The organism is Streptomyces sp. CoH27 (assembly GCF_020181035.1).
GTDB lineage: Bacteria > Actinomycetota > Actinomycetes > Streptomycetales > Streptomycetaceae > Streptomyces > Streptomyces camelliae.
Genome location: NZ_JAIQYY010000024.1, coordinates 76,446 through 95,468, shown reverse-complemented (window position 1 = coordinate 95,468; position 19,023 = coordinate 76,446). Strand labels below are relative to the sequence as shown.

The following is a 19,023-nucleotide window of genomic DNA, read 5'->3' as shown; positions in this document are numbered from 1 at the left end:
CCGCGGGATGGTCCGCCTTCGACTTCTGTGGAGCTAAGGAGAATTGAACTCCTGACCTCCTGCATGCCATGCAGGCGCTCTACCAACTGAGCTATAGCCCCTTGTTCTGTTGTTTCGCCCGGTTCCCCCGGCGACGTCGTAAACATTACAGGGCCGGGGCCGTAGCGCAAAATCGGTTTCAGGTTCACACAGGTACGTGCCCCTATGTCCGGTTTCGCGCTGGAGCTGTCAGGCCGTCACGAAGGAGTAGAACCGCTTGAGCGTGCAGTGCTCTTCGAGGAGGCGGCCGTAGATCGGTTCGCCCTCCAATTCCCGGTACGTCTCGATCGGGTCGCCTTTTATGATCAGCGCCCGTGCGCATTCCTCGCACCAGTACTGGTAGTCGGGATTGATCGGCTCCATGTCGCGGACAATCGGCGTACCGCTCCCGCACCAGTCGCACTTTCGCCTGTGTGCACCCATCGATCAGCTCCAGCTGTGGCCGCAGGCCGTGCACACGTAGGAGATTCCGCCGTTGTCGCCGAGGACTTGGGCGACATGCGCGGAACCGCAGGAAGGGCAGAGCAGCCGGGTGGTCGTGTTCCGTATCAACGCCGCACCGAGGAGGTCGCCGCCCTCCCCAAGGATGCTCGCAGGCATCGCTACTCCCTCCCGTCGGGCCGCGCCCCCTTCCGGCCGTTTGATTCTGCCACGGCCGGAGCAATACGGTCAGCGACGCCTCAGTACCAGTCCGGACACGGCTGCCGCCGCCGCTGTGCAGAGGTATACGCGCGCGGGGCCCCGACCGACTCAAGCCGCACGCAGAAGATCCCGCCCCCTGGTGGGGACGGGATCTTCATCACCGATCTCTGACGACTCAACCGAGTCGTCGATCAGTGGAGCTAAGGAGAATTGAACTCCTGACCTCCTGCATGCCATGCAGGCGCTCTACCAACTGAGCTATAGCCCCTTGCCACGCAGTGGAACCGCATGGTGTCTCGCTTCCCGCTCGGCGGGGCGAACAAGAAGAACTCTAGCCTGTGACCTGGCAGAAAGTGAAATCCGGGGTCCGGGAGGGGTGACGGGTCAGGTGTCGTCGCCGAGGACGGGCTCCGGAAGGGTGCCCGCGTTGTGCTCCAGCAGGCGCCAGCCGCGGGCGCCTTCGCCGAGCACGGACCAGCAGCAGTTGGACAGACCGCCGAGGCTCTCCCAGTGCCGGGCCTCCAGCCCGAGGAGCCGGCCGATGGTGGTGCGGATGGTGCCGCCGTGGCTGACGACGACGAGCGTGCCGTCCTCGGGCAGCTTCTCGGCGTGCCGCAGGACGACGGGCGCGGCCCGGTCGGCGACCTCGGTCTCCAGCTCGCCGCCGCCGCGGCGGACCGGCTCGCCGCGCTTCCAGGCGGCGTACTCCTCGCCGTGGCGGGCGATGATCTCCTCGTGCGTCAGCCCCTGCCACACGCCCGCGTAGGTCTCGCGCAGATTCTCCTCGCGCGTGATGTCGAGGCCGGTGAGGGTGGCCAGCTCGGCGGCCGTGTCCGCCGCCCGCTGCAGGTCGGAGGAGACGATCGCGTCCGGCTTCAGGGACGCCAGCAGCCGGGCGGCACGGCGGGCCTGGCCGATGCCGGTCTCGGTCAGCGCGACGTCCGTGCTGCCCTGGAAGCGGCGCTCGACGTTCCAGGCGGTCTGGCCGTGGCGCCACAGGATGATGCGGCGGCCCCGGCTCCTGCGGTCGGTGACCTCACCGGTGGCGCTCATCACCACTCCCCGCCGGGCTCCGCGGCGGCCTCCTGGGCCTGCAGCTCGGCGTGCTCCTTCGCCTTGCCGCGGGTGGCCTTGGCGTCGGCGGGCAGCTCCAGCTCGGGGCAGTCCTTCCACAGCCGCTCCAGGGCGTAGAAGACCCGCTCCTCGCTGTGCTGGACATGGACGACGATGTCGACGTAGTCGAGCAGGACCCAGCGGGCCTCGCGGTCGCCCTCGCGGCGCACCGGCTTGGCGCCGAGTTCCTTCAGCAGGCGCTCCTCGATCTCGTCGACGATGGCCTTGACCTGGCGGTCGTTCGGCGCGGAGGCCAGCAGGAAGGCGTCCGTGATCGACAGCACGTCGCTGACGTCGTAGGCGATGACGTCGTGGGCGAGCTTGTCGGCCGCCGCCTGGGCGGCGGTGTTGATGAGCTCAAGGGAACGGTTCGTGGCGGTCACTACGAAGCTTTCGGTCGGCGGACTTTTGCCATCAAGGGTCTCACGGACCGCACGGGGCACCCCACGTGATTAAAGGATCGCGCAGGGTGCCCCGTGTCCCTCGTCAGGAGGCGGACGGCTTGTAGTCCTGGCCGAGGACCACCGAGACGTCGGCGCCGGAAGAGACCGTGCCCTTGGCCACGGAGCCGGCCGGCAGGCCGAGGGTCTTGGCGACCTCGGTGGCGTTCGCCTTGTCGGAGGCGTTCGCGTAGAGCACCTTCGAGGCGGCCTGGGTGCCGGACGCGGTGCCGCCCTCCAGGAAGGTGAAGCCGCCGTTGAGGAGCACCACGCGGGCCTTCTCGGTGTCATCCTTCACACCGGTGGCGTTCTGCACCGAGACCCGGACCGCGGAACCGGCGGCGGGGCTCTTCGCGGTGCCGCCGAGGATGTCCTTCACCACGCTGTCGCTGGTCTGCGCGCTCAGCGTGCCGTCGGTCCGCACGGGCAGCAGGGCGGTCTTGTACTGGCCGCTCTTGGCGAGGTCGGCGAGCTTGGCGAGGAAGGCGCCGAGGTCCTTGTCGGTGAGCGGCGGGTCGAGGATCTGCGCCAGGGTCTGCACGGTGGTGATCGCCGAGGACTGGTCGGAGGACAGCTTGCGCAGCACGCCCTGCATGACCTGCCCGAACCGCTCCAGCTGGGCGTTCTCGTTCTCGCCGGAGGCGCGGTAGGTGGCGTAGGCGACGGCCATCTTGCCGCTGAGGGTCTGCTGGCTGCCCTTGTGGACGAGCGGCTCGGTGCCCTTCTTCTTGGCGTCCGGGTCGGGCACGTCCGTGTTGGTGTCGATGTCGATGTTGCCGACCAGGTCGACGAGGTTCTGCAGATACGGGGTGTCGAGGCGCCAGGTGCCCTGGATGCTGGTGCCGAGGACGGTGTCGAGCTGGTCGCGGGTGCCCGAGGAGCCGTCGTCGTCCACCGACTTGGCGAGGGTCGTGGTGGCGCCCGAGTCGTCACTCAGGGCGAGGTTGTTGGGCAGCAGCACGGTGCTGCCCTGTTTGGTGGTGGTGTTGTCGACCAGCAGTGCCGTGGAGGTGCCGCCCTTGTCGGTGTTGTGCAGGTGGACGACGATCACGTCGCGTTTCTGGGCGGCGACGGGCGTGGCCGCGCCGGGCTTGGCGGCCGAGGAGGACAGGCCGGGCAGCTTTCCGGCGTACCAGAGGTAGCCGACGCCGCCGGCCGCGACGAGCGCGAGGACCACGACCAGGGCGATCAGCCGGCTGCGGGCGCGGCGCTTGGCCTCCTCGCGGCGCTCGGTGCGGTTCTCGGTGAAGTTCAGCCAGTCGATGACGTCCTCGGAGTCGCCGTCCGGCTCCTCGACGAAGGCGAACTGCTCGGTGCGGTAGTCCCGTTCGCCCTCGTCACGCGGCTCGCCGACCGCCTTCGGCTGCTCCGCCGGGCCGGCCTGCTGCGGGATGTAGGCGGTCTGCCCGGCGACCCGGGGCTGCTGCCCGCTGGTCGCGGCCTGCCCGTAGGGGTCGTAGCCGGCGGGGTGCTGGGTGCCGGTCCCGGTCCCGTAGGGGTTGTACGGGCTCTGGGCCACGTACGGGTCGTACGCCTGCTGCTGCCCGGAGTCGTAGGAGGGCACCGGCGGCTGCTGGCCGGTGGCGTACGGGTCGTAGCCGTAGCCCTGCTGCTGGGTGTACGGCTCGTAGGCCGACCGGGGGGTCTGCTGTGCCTGCGGTGCCTGCTGTGCCGGGACCTGTTGGTACACGGGCCGGCCGTACTCGTCGTAGCCGACGATCTCGTACGGGGCGGCGCCGTAGCCGTCACCCGCGTCGTATCGGTCGTTCACCGGTGCCCCTCTCGGCTCACTCGCCGCGGTACAGCTCGCGCTTGTCGATGTAGCGCACGACTCCGTCCGGCACCATGTACCAGATGGGGTCTCCCTTGGCGACTCTCGCGCGGCAGTCCGTGGAGGAGATGGCGAGCGCCGGCACCTCCACGAGGGAGACGCCGCCCTCCGGCAGGCCGGGGTCGGTCAGGTGGTGGCCGGGGCGGGTGACGCCGATGAAGTGCGCGAGGGAGAACAGCTCCTCGCTGTCACGCCAGGTCAGCAGCTGGGCGAGGGCGTCGGCGCCGGTGATGAAGAACAGGTCGGTGTCGGGGTTGAGGACCCTGAGGTCGCGCAGGGTGTCCACGGTGTAGGTGGGGCCGCCGCGGTCGATGTCGATGCGGCTGACGGAGAACTGGGGGTTCTCGGCGGTCGCGATGACCGTCATCAGATAGCGGTCCTCGGCCGGGGAGACCTTGCGGTGGGACTTCTGCCACGGCTGGCCGGTGGGCACGAACACCACCTCGTCCAGCTGGAACTGCGCGGCGACCTCGCTGGCCGCCACGAGGTGCCCGTGGTGGATCGGGTCAAACGTTCCGCCCATGACGCCCAGGCGTCGCTTGCCCGTGTGCACGGGGCCGCCGAACGGCCGGTACCGCGGGTGCTGCGCCCCGTCGTCGGCACTCTCGCGGCCGTCGTACGCCGGACCGGTAGGCATGTCCTGCTCTCCCATGCGTGCAGACCCTACCGGCCCGGTCTCGGGCGTCCCGCCGGGGACGGGGTGCCGGCTCAGCGGTCGCGGTTGAAGCGGGTGGTGATCCACAGCAGGAGCAGCAGGATGATGAAGGCGCCTCCGCCGGTGACCAGCGGGTTGAGGCTGTCGTGGTGGCCGCCCCCGGCTTCGGCGAGGGTGACCATCTGGGCTGCGGTGCTGTGAAGGCTCATCTTCGGCAGGACCTAACGCGTGTGGGCGGGATAAAGATGTCGGCTCATCGTATGCGGGCGGCCTGTCGGCGATCACCCCGACTCCGCCGTTGGGACCCGGAGGGAAGTGCGTCGGGGTCCGGCGGGGAACTTTCGCCGGCCGTCAGTCGTCCTTCCGCTTGTAGCCGCGCAGCAGGAACCAGGCGGTCAGCGCGCAGCCCAGCACCATCACGATCAGCACGATACGGAGCAGGTTCCCCGTCCCGTGCTGCTGGACGGCGCTCGCGGCGGCCTCGGTCAGCCAGACGGCTGCGGGGTGGTGATCCATCGGTGGACTCCTTCGGCTGTACTGCCCGTCCACGGTATCTCCGCCTAGGCTGGGCCCTGCCTCGGGGGCACAGTGGGCACTCACACGCACTTGGGGGAAGACATGTCCGACGACGGCCGGCAGGACACGGGGCACGAGCGCGTGCCGAGCAGGCAGCGCAGGCGCTTCCCGGGGATCTCCTCGCGCGCCTATGAGCATCCGGCGGACCGCTCGGCCCTGGTCGCGCTGCGCAAGCTGAGCGGATTCGACACGGTCTTCAAGGCGCTCAGCGGGCTGCTGCCGGAGCGGAGCCTGAGACTGCTGTTCCTGTCCGACTCGGTGCGCGTCTCCGAGCGGCAGTTCCAGCATCTGCACGACATGCTGCTGGACGCCTGTTACATCCTGGACCTGGAGAAGGTCCCGCCGATGTACGTCAACCAGGACCCGCAGCCGAACGCTATGTGCATCGGCCTGGACGAGCCCATCATCGTGGTGACCACGGGGCTCGTGGAGCTTCTCGACGAGGAGGAGATGCGCGCGGTCGTCGGCCACGAGGTGGGTCACGCGCTCTCCGGCCACTCGGTGTACCGCACGATCTTGCTGTTCCTGACCAACCTCGCGCTGAAGGTCGCCTGGATCCCGCTGGGCAACGTGGCGATCATGGCGATCATCACGGCCCTCAGGGAGTGGTTCCGCAAGTCGGAGCTGTCCGCGGACCGCGCGGGTCTGCTGGTGGGGCAGGACGTACAGGCCTCGATGCGCGGCCTGATGAAGATCGCGGGTGGCAACCATCTGCACGAGATGAACGTGGACGCCTTCCTGGAGCAGGCCGAGGAGTACGACGCCGCGGGCGATCTGCGCGACTCGGTGCTGAAGATCCTGAACGTGCTGCCCCGCTCGCACCCGTTCGCCGCCGTGCGGGCGGCCGAGCTGAAGAAGTGGTCCGAGTCCCGGGACTTCCAGCGGATCATGGACGGTCACTACACGCACCGCGACGAGGACAAGGACGCCTCGGTCAGCGACTCCTTCCGCGAGTCGGCGGCCGCGTACGCCAGCGATGTGAAGGGCTCCAAGGACCCGCTGATGAAGCTGGTCTCGGACCTCGCGGGCGGCGCGGGCGAGTTCGGCGGCCGGGTACGGCGCGGCTTCGACGGCTTCCGCAGCCCGCCGCCGGCGCAGGAGGGGCCGCAGGACACGGAGTGACCCCTACTCGGCACTGAGAACGCCGCTCACACCTTCGGCTGAGCCCCGGCGGCCAGCGTCCCGCAGAGCGCCGCCGGGCTGTCCGTCGCGAAGGGGTCGGTGCCCGCGGGGGCGCCGGTGCGGGCCGTATGGCCGGCCAGCAGGGGCCGTAGGTACGAGGTGGAGTCCTCGGCGCAGGCGAGGGGGCCCGCCTGGATGTACGACGTGAGCAGCTGGACCTGGTGGGTGCGCAGGTCGTCGCGGGTGAAGCGGAACGTCAGCGCTCGGCGGACGGTGAACAGGGAGACCTGCGCGCCGGCCGGGGCTCCTGCGGGGCGCAGCGCGTAGACCAGGGTGTGGTCGGCGGTGACCTCCAGCGTGTCCGGGTCCGCCTCGACGGCCTGCAGATCGCCCTGGACGCGGATCCGGTCGTCGGCGAGCTGGGTGCGGGCGGGGTCGAGGCGTATCAGCCAGCCGGTGGGGGCGTGCCGGCCGTCGGCCGCCGGGTGGGCGAAGCTCTGGTCGAACTGGTCGAGCTGGACGGCGTCGAGCAGGGCGCGGGCGGGTGCGGTCTGGCGGCCGGTCAGCACCTCGGGGTAGAGCGCGGAGCGCACGATGTAGTCCTTGGCGATGATGAGGGCGGCCACGACCTGGCTGTCGGAGAAGTGCGCGGTGCCGCGCGCGGCCGGCAGCGGTATGCCCTCGGCGCCGATGTCGAACTGGGCGGCGGGGCTGTGGGCGTACAGGGTCTCGGCGTCGGCGGCGCCGGGCACGCCGCTCGTCGGGGTGAGCGGGATCACCGTCATCCGCAGGGGCTCGGCGGCGCTCTGGGCCTGCGGGGTGCCGTAGGGGTGACGGACGCTCATGTAGACGGCGGTGCCCAGGGCGACGGCGACCAGCACGACGAGGACCAGCAGTTGCCGGGTCAGTCCGCGCTGCAGGGAGGGGCGTCGGCGTACGGCCGGCGTGTGGTCGGCCATCCGTTCCTCGGCGGAGTACTCCTGGAGGCGGGCAGCGCGGACGAACGACTCGTCGAACACGACGGATCGGTACTCGTCCTCGCCACCTGCGGGGCCGCCCTCGGGTGTCCCCTCCGGTGGGTCTCCTGGCCCGCCCATACTTTCAGAGTAGGTCTCAGGGGCCTCGGGTAAACGCCCTGGTACACGACAACTTCTGACAGGTACTCAGCAAGGGTTGTGCGGGCGTGCTCAGGGGGTGCGCGGCACGGCGGAGGCGACCGGCCGGTCCGTGTCGGCGGAGACGGAGGGGGCGGCGGCGCTGCCCTGTTCCACGCCGGTCGAGGCGGGTGCCGGCACCCGTTCGCGGGTGCCGGAGGAGCCGCCCCGGTAAACGGCGGCGAACGCCAGCGCGACCATGCCTATGCCCATCACGACGGCGAGCACCCAGGCCACGGGGCGGTGCCAGCGGACCTGTCTGCCGTGGCCGGTGAAGGGGCCGTGACCGTCGTCGAGGACGTAGATGTCGTCCAGCTCGTCGTCGTCACGATCTTGGCCGAGATCGGTCCCCTCGGGGGCGTATTTGCCGTCGTAGCGCTCGCCTCGGGCGCGAGCACGGCGGGCCTCCGCCTCGGAGGCCTCGGCTCTGGCCTGCGCGGCGGCCAGGAGGCGTTCCACGGCGGTCGGTTCATGGACCGTGGCCGCCTGTACGAAGGCCTCGTCGAAGACCACGGAGGCGAACTCTTCGTCCGACACCCCGTGGTCGTGGTCGTCGTCGGGCTCCCAGCCGTCAGGGAACGGCGTGCCCCCCACGTCCTCCGGCACGCATCCAGAGTAGACCTGGGGGGTCAATTTGGGCAGACGGTATGGAAATTCATCCGCCTGTTGAGACGATTTCCGGACGCCGCCCGAACGCTGCCCGGGCACCGGGGCGTTCAGCCGAACGGGTGAATTTCAGCGGCGCGCTCAGGGACGTACGTGCCCGTCGCCGGTGACGATGTACTTCGTGCTGGTCAGCTCCGGCAGGCCCATCGGGCCGCGGGCGTGCAGCTTCTGGGTGGAGATGCCGATCTCGGCGCCGAAGCCGAACTGACCGCCGTCGGTGAACCGGGTGGAGGCGTTCACGGCGACGGTGGTGGAGTCGACCAGCTGGGTGAAGCGGCGGGCGGCCTGCTGGGAAGTGGTGACGATCGCCTCGGTGTGGCCGGAGGTCCACAGCCGGATGTGCTCGACGGCCCTGTCCAGCGAGTCCACCACCGCCGCGGCGATGTCGTAGGAGAGGTACTCGGTCTCCCAGTCCTCGGCCACGGCCTCCACGAGCGTCGCCTTGGAGTCCTTGCCGTAGACCATGACCCGCTCGTCGGCGTGCACGGTGACGCCGGCCTCGGCGAGGGCGTCCAGGGCGCGCGGCAGGAACTCGGCGGCGATGTCCTGGTGGACCAGGAGGGTCTCGGCGGCGTTGCAGACGCTGACCCGCTGGGCCTTGGAGTTGATCAGGATGTCGATTGCCATGTCGATGTCGGCGTGGGCGTCGACGTAGACGTGGCAGTTGCCGGTGCCGGTCTCGATCACGGGGACGGTGGACTCGCTGACCACGGTCTGGATCAGGGAGGCGCCGCCGCGCGGGATGAGGACGTCGACCAGGCCGCGGGCCCGCATCAGCTCGCGTACGGAGTCACGGCTCTCGCCGGGCACGAGCTGTACGGCGTCGGCGGGCAGCCCGGCGCCGCCGACGGCGTCACGGATGACCCGGACGAGGGCGGTGTTGGACTCGTACGCGGAGGCGGAGCCGCGCAGCAGGACGGCGTTGCCGGACTTCAGGCAGAGGGCGGCGGCGTCGACGGTGACGTTCGGCCGGGCCTCGTAGATGATGCCGACGACGCCGAGCGGGACGCGGACCTGGCGCAGGTCGATGCCGTTGGGGAGGGTGGAGCCGCGGACGACCTCGCCGACCGGGTCGGGCAGCTTCGCGACGTCCCGGACGTCGGAGGCGATGGCGCGGACCCGCTCGGGGGTGAGGGTGAGCCGGTCGACGACGGACTCGCTGGTGCCGTTCTCGCGGGCCTTGGCCACGTCCTTGGCGTTGGCCTCGACGATCTCGCTCGTCCGGACCTCCAGGGCGTCGGCGATGGCGAGCAGCGCGTCGTCCTTCACGGCACGCGGCAGCGGCGCGAGGTCGGCGGCGGCGGCCTTGGCACGGTAGGCGGCCTGGGTGACCGGGGACATCGAGTCGTACGGCGAGAGCGTGGTCATGCAGGAAGGGTAGTGCGCGGTGCGGAGCGGTTCAGCGTACGTCCCACACCGCGAGATGAAACCCCCCGATAACGGACCCTGTACAGGCTCAGAAGGGGTGGACCCCTACGGGTGTCGCAGGTGGCGGGCCGTAACCCTCGGCGATGCGGTGGTGGTAGGTCTCGCGGTCGATGACCTCCAGGCCCACGATCTCCCAGGGCGGCAGGCCGGCGCTCTGCCGGTGCTCGCCCCACAAGCGCAGGGCGACGGCCGCGGCGTCGTGCAGGTCGCGGGCCTCCTCCCAGTACCGGATCTCGGCGTGGTCGGTGGCGTATCTGCTGGTCAGGAGGAAGGGGTGGTCGTGGGCCAGCTGTTCCAGGGCCCGGCGCAGGTCGGGCAGGGGGACCTGCGCCCCGGAGACGCTCAGGGTGACGTGCCACAGCCGGGGCAGGTCTTTCGGCTCCTCGTAGGTGCCCCCGACCGCGACGCTCGTCAGGCCACCGCGGGATGCCACCCCAGGGCGCGCTCGTCTCACGACGGCCTCCTCAACCCAGCGCTCGGAAACATGCCTATGAGACAAAGTTGAGCAGGCCGTATCGCTCTGCGGGGCGGTTTTACGGAACGTCCCCCACCGAGGGCTGTCGTTATGCCCTGTTTTACGAGTGCAGGAGCACCAGGTCGTCCCTGTGTACGACCTCGCGTTCGTACGCCGCGCCGAGCTCGCGGGCCAGCTCCCGGGTCGAACGCCCGATCAGCCGGGGGATCTCCTTGGCGTCGAAGCTGACGAGGCCCCGGGCCACCGCGCGGCCGGCCTCGTCCCGCAGCTCGACGGGGTCGCCCGCGCTGAACTCGCCCTCCACGCCGGCGATCCCGGCGGGCAGCAGGGACTTGCGGCCCTTGACCACGGCCTCGACGGCCCCGTCGTCCAGGATCAGCGCGCCCTGCGGGGCGGAGGCGTGCTGGAGCCACAGCAGCCGGCCGCCGGAGCGCTTGCCGGTGGGGTGGAAGTAGGTGCCGGTGTCGCCGCCGCTCAGCGCCTCCGCCGCGTGCACGGCGGAGGTGAGGACGACGGGGATGCCGGCGGCGGCCGCGATCCGGGCAGCCTCGACCTTGGTGACCATCCCGCCGGTGCCGACGCCGGCCTTGCCCGCGCTGCCGATCTCGACGCCCGCGAGATCCTCGGGACCCTTCACTTCCGCTATCCGCGAGGTGCCGGGCTTGCTGGGGTCGCCGTCGTAGACCCCGTCGATGTCGGACAAGAGAACCAGCAGGTCGGCGTGGACGAGGTGGGCGACAAGGGCGGCGAGGCGGTCGTTGTCGCCGAAGCGGATCTCGTCGGTGGCGACGGTGTCGTTCTCGTTGACGATCGGGAAGGCGCCCATCGCGAGCAGCTTGTCGAGAGTGCGGGAGGCGTTGCGGTGATGAGCGCGGCGGCTCATGTCGTCGCTGGTGAGCAGGACCTGGCCGACGCGGACGCCGTAACGGGCGAAGGAGGCGGTGTAGCGGGCGACGAGCAGGCCCTGGCCGACGCTGGCGGCGGCCTGCTGGCGGGCGAGGTCCTTGGGACGGCGGCGCAGACCGAGCGGCGCGAGCCCGGCGGCGATGGCACCGGACGACACGAGGACGATCTCCCGCTCTCCGCCGCTGCGGATCTTGGCGAGCACGTCGACCAGCGCGTCGACGCGGTCGGCGTCCAGGCCGCCGGCGGCAGTGGTCAGCGAGGAGGAGCCCACCTTGACGACGATCCTGCGGGCCTCGCCCACGGCCTGCCTTGCCCTTGCCACCTTGCCCTCTGTTCCCTCGTGTCCCGCGCGGGATTCCGGCTGCCTGTGCGGCAATCTACGCGAAGTGGATCGCCTCGCGCGCGCCGGTCCAGCCTCCGGACACGCGCTGGGTAGCCACGCACTCACAGTCAGCGCACAGGGGGGCCGGTACACGGGAGGGCCGGTACACGGGAGGGCCGGTTCCGAGACCTGCCCTCGCTCAAGACGCCCTCCTCGTGCCAGGCCGGCCACCGCCGCGTCGAACCGGCCGATCGGCTTCGGCTCGTCCGGGCCCGGCAGAGAGCGCTTGAGCTCGGTGCGGTCGGCCGCCGACGGGTCGCCCGCCGGATCGCTCACGGCGTCCAGCAGGCCGCCCGGCTCGGCGGGCAGTCCATTACCCCGGACGTCGCCGGAGACCGCCCGGCGGCAGCCCAGCTGGGCTCAAGCCGCCGCAGCGAGGGCGGCGGCTGTCGCCCTACCCCGGTCCAGTCGTGGATCCCGGTCTACTCGAACGGGTCGAAGTCGTCGTACTCGCGCAGCGACTCGTCCCGCTCGGCCTGCTTGTCCTTGCGGCGCTGGGCAGCCGGCCGGGGCGCCTCGAAGCGGTGGTCCTCGCCGCGTCGGCCGAGCATCTCGGCACCGGCCGTCAAGGTCGGCTCCCAGTCGAAGACGACCGCGTTCTCCTCGGGACCGATGGCGACACCGTCGCCGGCCCGGGCGCCGGACTTCATCAACTGCTCCTCGACGCCGAGGCGGTTGAGCCGGTCGGCGAGGTAGCCGACGGCCTCGTCGTTGTTGAAGTCGGTCTGGCGGACCCAGCGTTCGGGCTTCTCACCGCGCACCCGGAACACAGGCTCGCCGTCGACCTCCTCGCGGGTGACGGTGAAGCCCGCGTCGTCCACGGCCTTGGGCCGGATGACGATCCGCGTCGCCTCCTCCTTCGGCTTCGCGGCACGCGCCCTGCCGACCAGCTCACCGAGCGCGAAGGACAGCTCGCGCAGCCCGATGTGGGCGACGGCCGACACCTCGAAGACGCGGTAGCCGCGCGCCTCCAGGTCGGGGCGGACCATCTCGGCGAGGTCCTTGCCGTCCGGCACGTCGACCTTGTTCAGGACGACGATCCGGGGCCGGTCACCGAGGCCGCCGTACTGGCGCAGCTCCTCCTCGATGATGTCGAGGTCGGAGACCGGGTCGCGGTCGGACTCCAGGGTCGCGGTGTCCAGCACGTGCACCAGCACACTGCATCGCTCCACATGCCGCAGGAACTCCAGGCCGAGGCCCTTGCCCTGGCTGGCGCCCGGGATCAGTCCGGGCACGTCGGCGATGGTGTACACGGTCGAACCGGCCGTGACGACACCGAGGTTGGGCACGAGGGTCGTGAACGGGTAGTCGGCGATCTTCGGCTTGGCCGCGCTGAGCACGGAGATCAGCGAGGACTTGCCGGCGCTCGGGTAGCCGACGAGCGCCACGTCGGCGACGGTCTTCAGCTCCAGGACGACGTCCTGGAGATCACCGGGCTCGCCGAGCAGCGCGAAGCCGGGCGCCTTGCGGCGGGCGGAGGCCAGCGCGGCGTTCCCGAGGCCGCCGCGGCCGCCCTGCGCGGCGATGTACGACGTGCCGTGGCCGACGAGGTCGGCGAGCACGTTGCCCGCCCTGTCGAGGACGACCGTGCCGTCCGGGACCGGCAGGACCAGGTCCTGGCCGTCCTTGCCGGCGCGGTTGCCGCCCTCGCCGGGCTTGCCGTTGGTGGCCTTGCGGTGCGGCGAGTAGTGGTAGTCGAGGAGCGTGGTCACGGACTGGTCGACGGTGAGGATGACATCACCGCCGCGCCCGCCGTTGCCGCCGTCCGGGCCACCGAGCGGCTTGAACTTCTCGCGGTGGACGGAGGCACAGCCGTGACCTCCGTTACCCGCGGCGACGTGCAGTTCGACGCGGTCCACGAAGGTGGTCATGGTTCAGTGCCTCCTGGGGGTCCCCGGCCGAAGGTCGGGGGGTACGGATGTTTCTCTCTTCAACACGCTTAACACGCGAAAGGCGGACCCGCCTTCCCGACCGGGAAGTGAGGTCCGCCTCGCGAAAGCGTTCGGTGCTGAATCAGCCCTTGATCAGGTCGATCAGGTGGTTCAGGCGACCGGAACGATGTTCACGACCTTGCGGCCACGGTGGGTACCGAACTCCACCGCACCGGCCTGGAGGGCGAACAGCGTGTCGTCGCCGCCACGGCCGACACCGGCGCCGGGGTGGAAGTGGGTGCCGCGCTGGCGGACCAGGATCTCACCCGCGCTGACGACCTGACCGCCGAAGCGCTTCACGCCGAGTCGCTGGGCGTTGGAGTCGCGACCGTTCCGGGTGGACGATGCGCCCTTCTTGTGTGCCATTGCTCAGTCCCTCTTTACTTCGCGGCCGTCGGGATGGACGTGACCTTGATCGCCGTGTACTGCTGACGGTGACCCTGGCGACGGCGGTAGCCGGTCTTGTTCTTGTAGCGCAGAATGTCGATCTTCTGGCCCTTGTGGTGGTCCACGACCTCGGCCTGGACCTTGATGCCGGCCAGCACCCACGGGTCGCTGGTCACGGAGTCGCCGTCGACAACGAGCAGGGTCGAGAGCTCGACCGTGTCGCCAACCTTGGCAGTGGAAATCTTGTCAACCTCAACGATGTCGCCGACAGCAACCTTGTGCTGGCGACCACCGCTGCGCACGATGGCGTACACGCGGATCTCTCTTTCGCTCGTTCAGAACCGGCACCCCCGCAGGCCAGCCGCCCCACAACACAGAGGCGACCTCTCCCGGCCCGCCTTGCGCCCGGGAGGAAGAGGTTTACGGGGATGTGGCGTGCTCAGTGACACGCCGACGGTCAAGGTTACGGGGCCCGGCCGAGGGGGTCAAACCGGGCCCAGCGGGTGTGGAGCCGGTCACGTGGACCCGACCGCACCGGTGTACGGCCGATCGCACGGAGCCGGTCCCACCGGTCCCCGGCGATGTGCGGCCGGTCGGGTCGGACCGGCCGCACACCCGGGCGTCAGCCCTCGTCGGCGACGGTGGCGGAGACCGTGGTGGTCTTCTTCGCCGTCGCCTTCGCGGCGGCCGTCTTGGCGGTCTTGGCCGCCTTCTTGGCCGTCGTCTTCTTCGCGGCCGTCGTCTTCTTCGCGGCCGTCTTCTTGGCCGCGGTCTTCTTGACGGCGGCCTTCTTCACCGCGGCCTTCTTGGCGGTCTTGCGGGCCGCCTTCTTGGCCGGAGCGGCCTCCTCGGCCGGAGCCTCGGCCGACGCTTCGGCCGCGGGCGCCTCGGCCGTCTCCTCCGCCGGGGCCGACGGGACGACCACGACGGCCGTCTCCTCGGACGCGGTCGGCGCGGTGGCCTTGCGCACGGCGCGCCGGCGCGGGCGGGCCGGGGCGGCGGCCTCGGCGGGCGCCTCCTCGACCGGCGCCGGCACCGCGGCCTCCAGCTCGGGCTGGGCCACCGGCACCTCGGCCGCGGGCGCGGCCTCGGACACCGTCACCACGGCCGCCTCGGCCCCCGCCGGGGAGCCGGCCGGCGCTGACGCCTTGCGGGTCGCACGACGGCGCGTACGGCCCTTGGGCGCGGCCTCCTCGACGGCCTCGGTCTCGGCCGGCGCCGCCAGGACGGCCTGGGCCTCGACGGCCGACGGCTCGGCGACGGGCACCCCGGCGACCGTCTCCACGGCCGTGACCTCCGGGGCGACCGGCGCCACGGCGGTCTCCTCCACCGGCGCCTCGGCAACCGGCTCGGCGACAGCCTCGGTCTTCTCAGCCCGCTCGGCCCGGGGAGCCCGCTCCGCCTTCGGCGCGCCGGCCGGAGCCGACGCCCGGCGGCTCGCCCGGCGCCGCGTACGGCCACGGGTGGCCGCCGCCTCCGCCTCGGCGACGCTGCTGTACAGCTCCTCGTCGGGGGCGAAGTCGGGCGCGGGCAGCGCGACCGGCACGGCGGCTGCCGCGGCCACCTCGGCAACGGTCTCCACCTCGGGCTCGACGGCCTCCCCGGTCTCCACGGCCACGACGGCGGCCTCGTGCACGTGCTCGGCGGCGTGCTCGTGCACGTCACCGGCCTTGCCGCGCTTCTTGCGCTTGCCGCCACCGCCGACGGCGGCGCTCGGCTGCTCCATGTGCACGATGACACCGCGGCCGTTGCAGTGGACACAGGTCTCGGAGAAGGACTCCAGCAGACCCTGGCCCACCCGCTTGCGGGTCATCTGGACCAGGCCCAGCGAGGTGACCTCGGCCACCTGGTGCTTCGTACGGTCCCGGCCCAGGCACTCCAGCAGGCGCCGCAGCACCAGGTCGCGGTTGGACTCCAGGACCATGTCGATGAAGTCGATGACCACGATGCCGCCCAGGTCGCGCAGCCGCAGCTGACGCACGATCTCCTCGGCCGCCTCCAGGTTGTTCCTGGTCACGGTCTCTTCGAGGTTGCCGCCCTGACCGGTGAACTTGCCGGTGTTGACGTCGATCACGACCATGGCCTCGGTCTTGTCGATCACCAGCGAACCACCGCTCGGCAGCCAGACCTTGCGGTCCAGCGCCTTGGCGAGCTGCTCGTCGATCCGGTACGTGGCGAAGACGTCGACCTCGGAGGTCCACCTCGACAGCCGGTCGGCGAGGTCCGGCGCGACGTGCGAGACGTACCCGTGGATGGTCTGCCAGGCGTCGTCACCACTGACGATGACCTTGGAGAAGTCCTCGTTGAAGATGTCACGCACGACCCGGACGGTCATGTCCGGCTCGCCGTACAGCAGCGTCGGCGCGTTGCCGTTCTTGGCCTTCTTCTGGATGTCCTCCCACTGCGCCTGCAGACGCTCGACGTCCCGGCGCAGCTCGTCCTCGCTCGCGCCCTCGGCGGCGGTGCGCACGATGACGCCCGCGTCCTCGGGGACGATCTTCTTGAGGATGGTCTTCAGACGGGCCCGCTCGGTGTCGGGCAGCTTGCGGCTGATGCCGGTCATGGAGCCCTCGGGGACGTACACGAGGTAGCGGCCCGGGAGGGAGACCTGGCTGGTCAGTCGCGCACCCTTGTGCCCGATCGGGTCCTTGGTCACCTGGACGAGCACGGACTGCCCGGACTTGAGGGCGGACTCGATGCGCCGCGGCCCATTGGCCATGCCCAGCGCCTCGAAGTTGACCTCACCGGCGTAGAGCACGGCGTTGCGGCCCTTGCCGATGTCGATGAAGGCGGCCTCCATCGACGGCAGCACGTTCTGGACCTTGCCCAGGTAGACGTTGCCGACGTACGAGGTCGACTGCTCCTTGTTGACGTAGTGCTCGACGAGCACACCGTCCTCCAGGACGCCGATCTGCGTGCGCTCGCCGTACTGGCGCACGACCATCACGCGCTCGACGGCCTCACGGCGGGCCAGGAACTCGGCCTCGGTGATGATCGGCACGCGTCGGCGGCCCTGCTCGCGGCCTTCGCGACGGCGCTGCTTCTTGGCCTCCAGACGCGTCGAGCCCTTGATGGACTGCACCTCGTCGGACGGCTCGCTGGGCTTGCGCGGCTCGCGGACCTTGACGACCGTACGCTCCGGGTCGCCCTCACCGGGCTCGGTGTCGAGGGCGGTGTCACCGGCGCGACGACGGCGGCGACGGCGGCGTCGGCTGCTGGAGCTGGAGCCGGCGGCCTCGTCGCAACCCGCCTCCTCGGCGTCCTCTTCCTCCTGCTCGGCGGTGTCCTCGGCGTCCTGCGCGGCCTGTTCGGCGGCCAGTTCGTCGGCCTCGCCCTCGATGCCTTCGCCCTCGGCGGCCTCACCGCGACGGCGGCGCCGGCCGCCCCTGCGGCGCCGGCGACGGGAGCCGGACTCCTCGAAGCCCTCGGCGCCCTCGGTCTCGTCGGCCTCCTCGCCCTCGGCGAGGTCCTCGACGGACTCGGCGGCCTCCTCGGCTTCCTCCGTCTCCTCCTCCACGGCGGCGGTCTCGACGGCCTGCGGCTCCTCGGCACCGCCCCGGCGGCGCCGGCGGCGGCGCGAGCCGGTCTCGGCACGCTCCTCCGTGTACTCCTCCGTCTCCTCCGCCCCGGCGGCCTCGGCCGCCGCCTCGGCGGCGGCGCGCTGCGGGGTCTGGAACCTCGGCTCGGTGAACACCGGCGCCTGGAAGACGGCGACGGCGGGCCGGGCGGGCCGGCGCGGCGCCTCGGCCTCGACGGCCTCGGGCTCTTCGGCCTGAGCGGCCCGCGGGGGCTCGGAGAACCCGGACGCGGCACGCACGACCCGGCGCCGGGCACGACGCGGAGCGGCCTCCTCGGCGGGGGCCGCGGTGGTCTCGGTCCGCGGCTCCTGGGCTGCGGTGGCGGGCTCGGTGGTGTGCGTGGTGACGGGAACCTCCGGGGTGTGCGCCTGGGCGGCGACCGGTTCGGCGGCGACCGGGGCTTCCGCTGCGGCGGACTCGACGGGCGCGGACGCCCTGCGGACGGCCCGGCGGCGAGTACGACGCGGAGCGGCCTCCTCGGCGGCACCGCTCACCTCGGCGGCAGCGGCGGCCTCGGCCGCGGGGGCTTCGGCGGCGAGAGCTTCAGCGGCGCCGGCAGGAGCCTCCGCGGGAGCGGACTCGGCGCCGGTCGGGATCTCCGCGGCGGCGGACTCGACAGCCTGGGGCGCACCGGCGGGCGCGGACGCGCGGCGGGTCGCACGACGGCGCGGACGCGCGGCGGGAGCGGCTTCTTCGGCAGCGGGCGTCTCGACGACGGGCTGCTCCTCGGCCGTACCGGACACGGCGGTGGCCTGGACCGCGGGCTCGGCGGCCTCGGGGGCCGTGGGAGCACCGGCGGGCGCGGACGCGCGACGCGCGACACGGCGACGCGGACGAGCCGCGGGCGCGGCCTCGGCGACGGGCTCGGCTTCAGCGGTCCCCTCGGCCGCTACGGCGGGGGAAGCCTCTTCGGTGGCGGTGGCGGCCGGCGTGGAGACGGTGCGGGTGGCCCGGCGGCGGACGCGGCGCGGCGCGGCCTCCTCGCCGACGACGACCTCGCCGCCCTCGGCCGCGGCGGCGGGCTGCTCGGTCTCGGCGACGGCGGGCGCGGCCGGGACGGCGGTCTCGACAGCCGGTGCTGCGGTCTCGACAGCGGGAACGGCGGTCTCGACGGCCTCGGCGGCAGCAGGCGCTCCCGCCGGGGCGGACGCCCGGCGGGTGGCGCGGCGGCGCGGACGGCTGGCGGCCGGAGCCGGCTCGGCGGCAGGCGCCTGAGCAGCGGCCTCAGCGGTCTCGGTGACCTTCGCGCCCTCGACGGCCTCTTCGCCGGTCTCGGCGACAAGGATCTCGTCGGCCTCGGAGGCCTCGGAGGCCTCTTCCGCCGGTATGGCCGGCAGGGTCACCTCGGCGGGTGCCTCGGCCGCGGCGGGTGGGCCCGCCGGGCGGGAGGCGGCACGGCGACGCCTGCGCGGCGGCAGGGTGTCGCTGGGAGTGTTCAGTTCGGAACCCGCTACGGGTTCGGTCGGTTCGAGCATGCGGGCGTTTCTCCCGTCAGGCTCCCGGGCGCCGCGCCTGGTCCGGCGACGGCCTCGAAGGGCCGTCCGCCGTTGACGTCCGCGGCCCGCGCGATGCGCGATGGCCGCCGTCCGGGGCGCGGGCGCCGCACGGGAGCACTCTGTGTCCTGTCTCGCCGGTTCCGTACGCCTTGTCGGTACGGCCTGGCGAAAGTCTTCTGGTCGGTGCGCTGCCCGACCCAGG

18 protein-coding genes and 2 tRNA genes are annotated in these 19,023 nt (G+C 71.7%); 1 reads left to right on the top strand and 19 read right to left on the bottom strand.

Features of this window, described 5'->3' with window-relative positions; genetic code table 11:
* Positions 1-28: 28 nt before the first annotated feature.
* The 10 genes from LE548_RS34340 to LE548_RS34295 form a co-directional block, all read right to left on the bottom strand.
* Positions 29-101 (bottom strand) — tRNA-Ala (locus LE548_RS34340).
* 127 nt (positions 102-228) lie between these two features.
* Entirely contained in the window at positions 229-462 is a 234-nt protein-coding gene (locus tag LE548_RS34335) for a hypothetical protein (protein ID WP_006136074.1), read from the bottom strand.
* 3 nt (positions 463-465) lie between these two features.
* A complete protein-coding gene (locus LE548_RS34330; protein ID WP_225100930.1) occupies positions 466-639 on the bottom strand; it encodes a hypothetical protein in 174 nt (57 codons plus the stop codon).
* A 237-nt stretch (positions 640-876) separates the two neighbouring features.
* Positions 877-949: transfer RNA gene (locus tag LE548_RS34325), tRNA-Ala, on the bottom strand.
* 116 nt (positions 950-1,065) lie between these two features.
* Complete coding sequence (locus tag LE548_RS34320; RefSeq protein ID WP_225100929.1) at positions 1,066-1,734, bottom strand: histidine phosphatase family protein; 669 nt, start codon at positions 1,732-1,734, stop codon at positions 1,066-1,068.
* Positions 1,734-2,177, bottom strand: a complete 444-nt coding sequence (rsfS, locus tag LE548_RS34315; RefSeq protein WP_225100928.1) for a ribosome silencing factor — start codon at positions 2,175-2,177, stop codon at positions 1,734-1,736. The genes LE548_RS34320 and rsfS overlap by 1 nt, the downstream gene beginning before the upstream one ends.
* Before the next feature lie 103 nt (positions 2,178-2,280).
* The gene (locus LE548_RS34310; protein WP_225100927.1) at positions 2,281-4,005 is read right to left on the bottom strand and encodes a LytR C-terminal domain-containing protein; all 1,725 of its coding nucleotides are present in this window, start codon (positions 4,003-4,005) and stop codon (positions 2,281-2,283) included.
* Positions 4,006-4,021: 16 nt separating this feature from the next.
* Positions 4,022-4,717: a nicotinate-nucleotide adenylyltransferase gene (gene nadD / locus LE548_RS34305; protein WP_225100926.1), complete on the bottom strand. Its 696-nt coding sequence runs from the start codon at positions 4,715-4,717 to the stop codon at positions 4,022-4,024.
* A gap of 56 nt (positions 4,718-4,773) precedes the next feature.
* The gene (locus LE548_RS34300; protein WP_225100925.1) at positions 4,774-4,929 is read right to left on the bottom strand and encodes a hypothetical protein; all 156 of its coding nucleotides are present in this window, start codon (positions 4,927-4,929) and stop codon (positions 4,774-4,776) included.
* Between the two features lie 142 nt (positions 4,930-5,071).
* Positions 5,072-5,236, bottom strand: a complete 165-nt coding sequence (locus LE548_RS34295; RefSeq protein WP_225100924.1) for a hypothetical protein — start codon at positions 5,234-5,236, stop codon at positions 5,072-5,074.
* A gap of 102 nt (positions 5,237-5,338) precedes the next feature.
* Between LE548_RS34295 and LE548_RS34290 the strand changes: the two genes are divergently transcribed.
* Positions 5,339-6,418, top strand: coding sequence for a M48 family metallopeptidase (locus LE548_RS34290; RefSeq protein WP_225100923.1), 1,080 nt, complete (start codon positions 5,339-5,341; stop codon positions 6,416-6,418).
* Between the two features lie 26 nt (positions 6,419-6,444).
* Here LE548_RS34290 and LE548_RS34285 read toward each other — a convergent pair whose 3' ends face one another.
* From LE548_RS34285 to LE548_RS34245, 9 genes are all read right to left on the bottom strand, one after another.
* The gene (locus LE548_RS34285; protein ID WP_225100922.1) at positions 6,445-7,515 is read right to left on the bottom strand and encodes a hypothetical protein; all 1,071 of its coding nucleotides are present in this window, start codon (positions 7,513-7,515) and stop codon (positions 6,445-6,447) included.
* A gap of 90 nt (positions 7,516-7,605) precedes the next feature.
* Entirely contained in the window at positions 7,606-8,205 is a 600-nt protein-coding gene (locus tag LE548_RS34280; protein WP_225100921.1) for a hypothetical protein, read from the bottom strand.
* 114 nt (positions 8,206-8,319) lie between these two features.
* Positions 8,320-9,606, bottom strand: a complete 1,287-nt coding sequence (locus LE548_RS34275) for a glutamate-5-semialdehyde dehydrogenase (RefSeq protein WP_225100920.1) — start codon at positions 9,604-9,606, stop codon at positions 8,320-8,322.
* Positions 9,607-9,694: 88 nt separating this feature from the next.
* Positions 9,695-10,120 (bottom strand): hypothetical protein, encoded by a 426-nt coding sequence (locus LE548_RS34270; RefSeq protein WP_225100919.1) that lies wholly within the window; start codon positions 10,118-10,120, stop codon positions 9,695-9,697.
* Positions 10,121-10,241: 121 nt separating this feature from the next.
* Positions 10,242-11,348, bottom strand: coding sequence for a glutamate 5-kinase (proB, locus tag LE548_RS34265; protein WP_225100976.1), 1,107 nt, complete (start codon positions 11,346-11,348; stop codon positions 10,242-10,244).
* Positions 11,349-11,851: 503 nt separating this feature from the next.
* Positions 11,852-13,300: a GTPase ObgE gene (obgE, locus tag LE548_RS34260; protein ID WP_225100918.1), complete on the bottom strand. Its 1,449-nt coding sequence runs from the start codon at positions 13,298-13,300 to the stop codon at positions 11,852-11,854.
* A 171-nt stretch (positions 13,301-13,471) separates the two neighbouring features.
* Positions 13,472-13,726, bottom strand: a complete 255-nt coding sequence (rpmA, locus tag LE548_RS34255; protein WP_030605064.1) for a 50S ribosomal protein L27 — start codon at positions 13,724-13,726, stop codon at positions 13,472-13,474.
* A gap of 14 nt (positions 13,727-13,740) precedes the next feature.
* Positions 13,741-14,061: a 50S ribosomal protein L21 gene (rplU, locus tag LE548_RS34250; RefSeq protein ID WP_028422127.1), complete on the bottom strand. Its 321-nt coding sequence runs from the start codon at positions 14,059-14,061 to the stop codon at positions 13,741-13,743.
* Positions 14,062-14,369: 308 nt separating this feature from the next.
* Positions 14,370-18,800, bottom strand: a complete 4,431-nt coding sequence (locus LE548_RS34245) for an Rne/Rng family ribonuclease (protein ID WP_225100917.1) — start codon at positions 18,798-18,800, stop codon at positions 14,370-14,372.
* Positions 18,801-19,023: the final 223 nt, after the last annotated feature.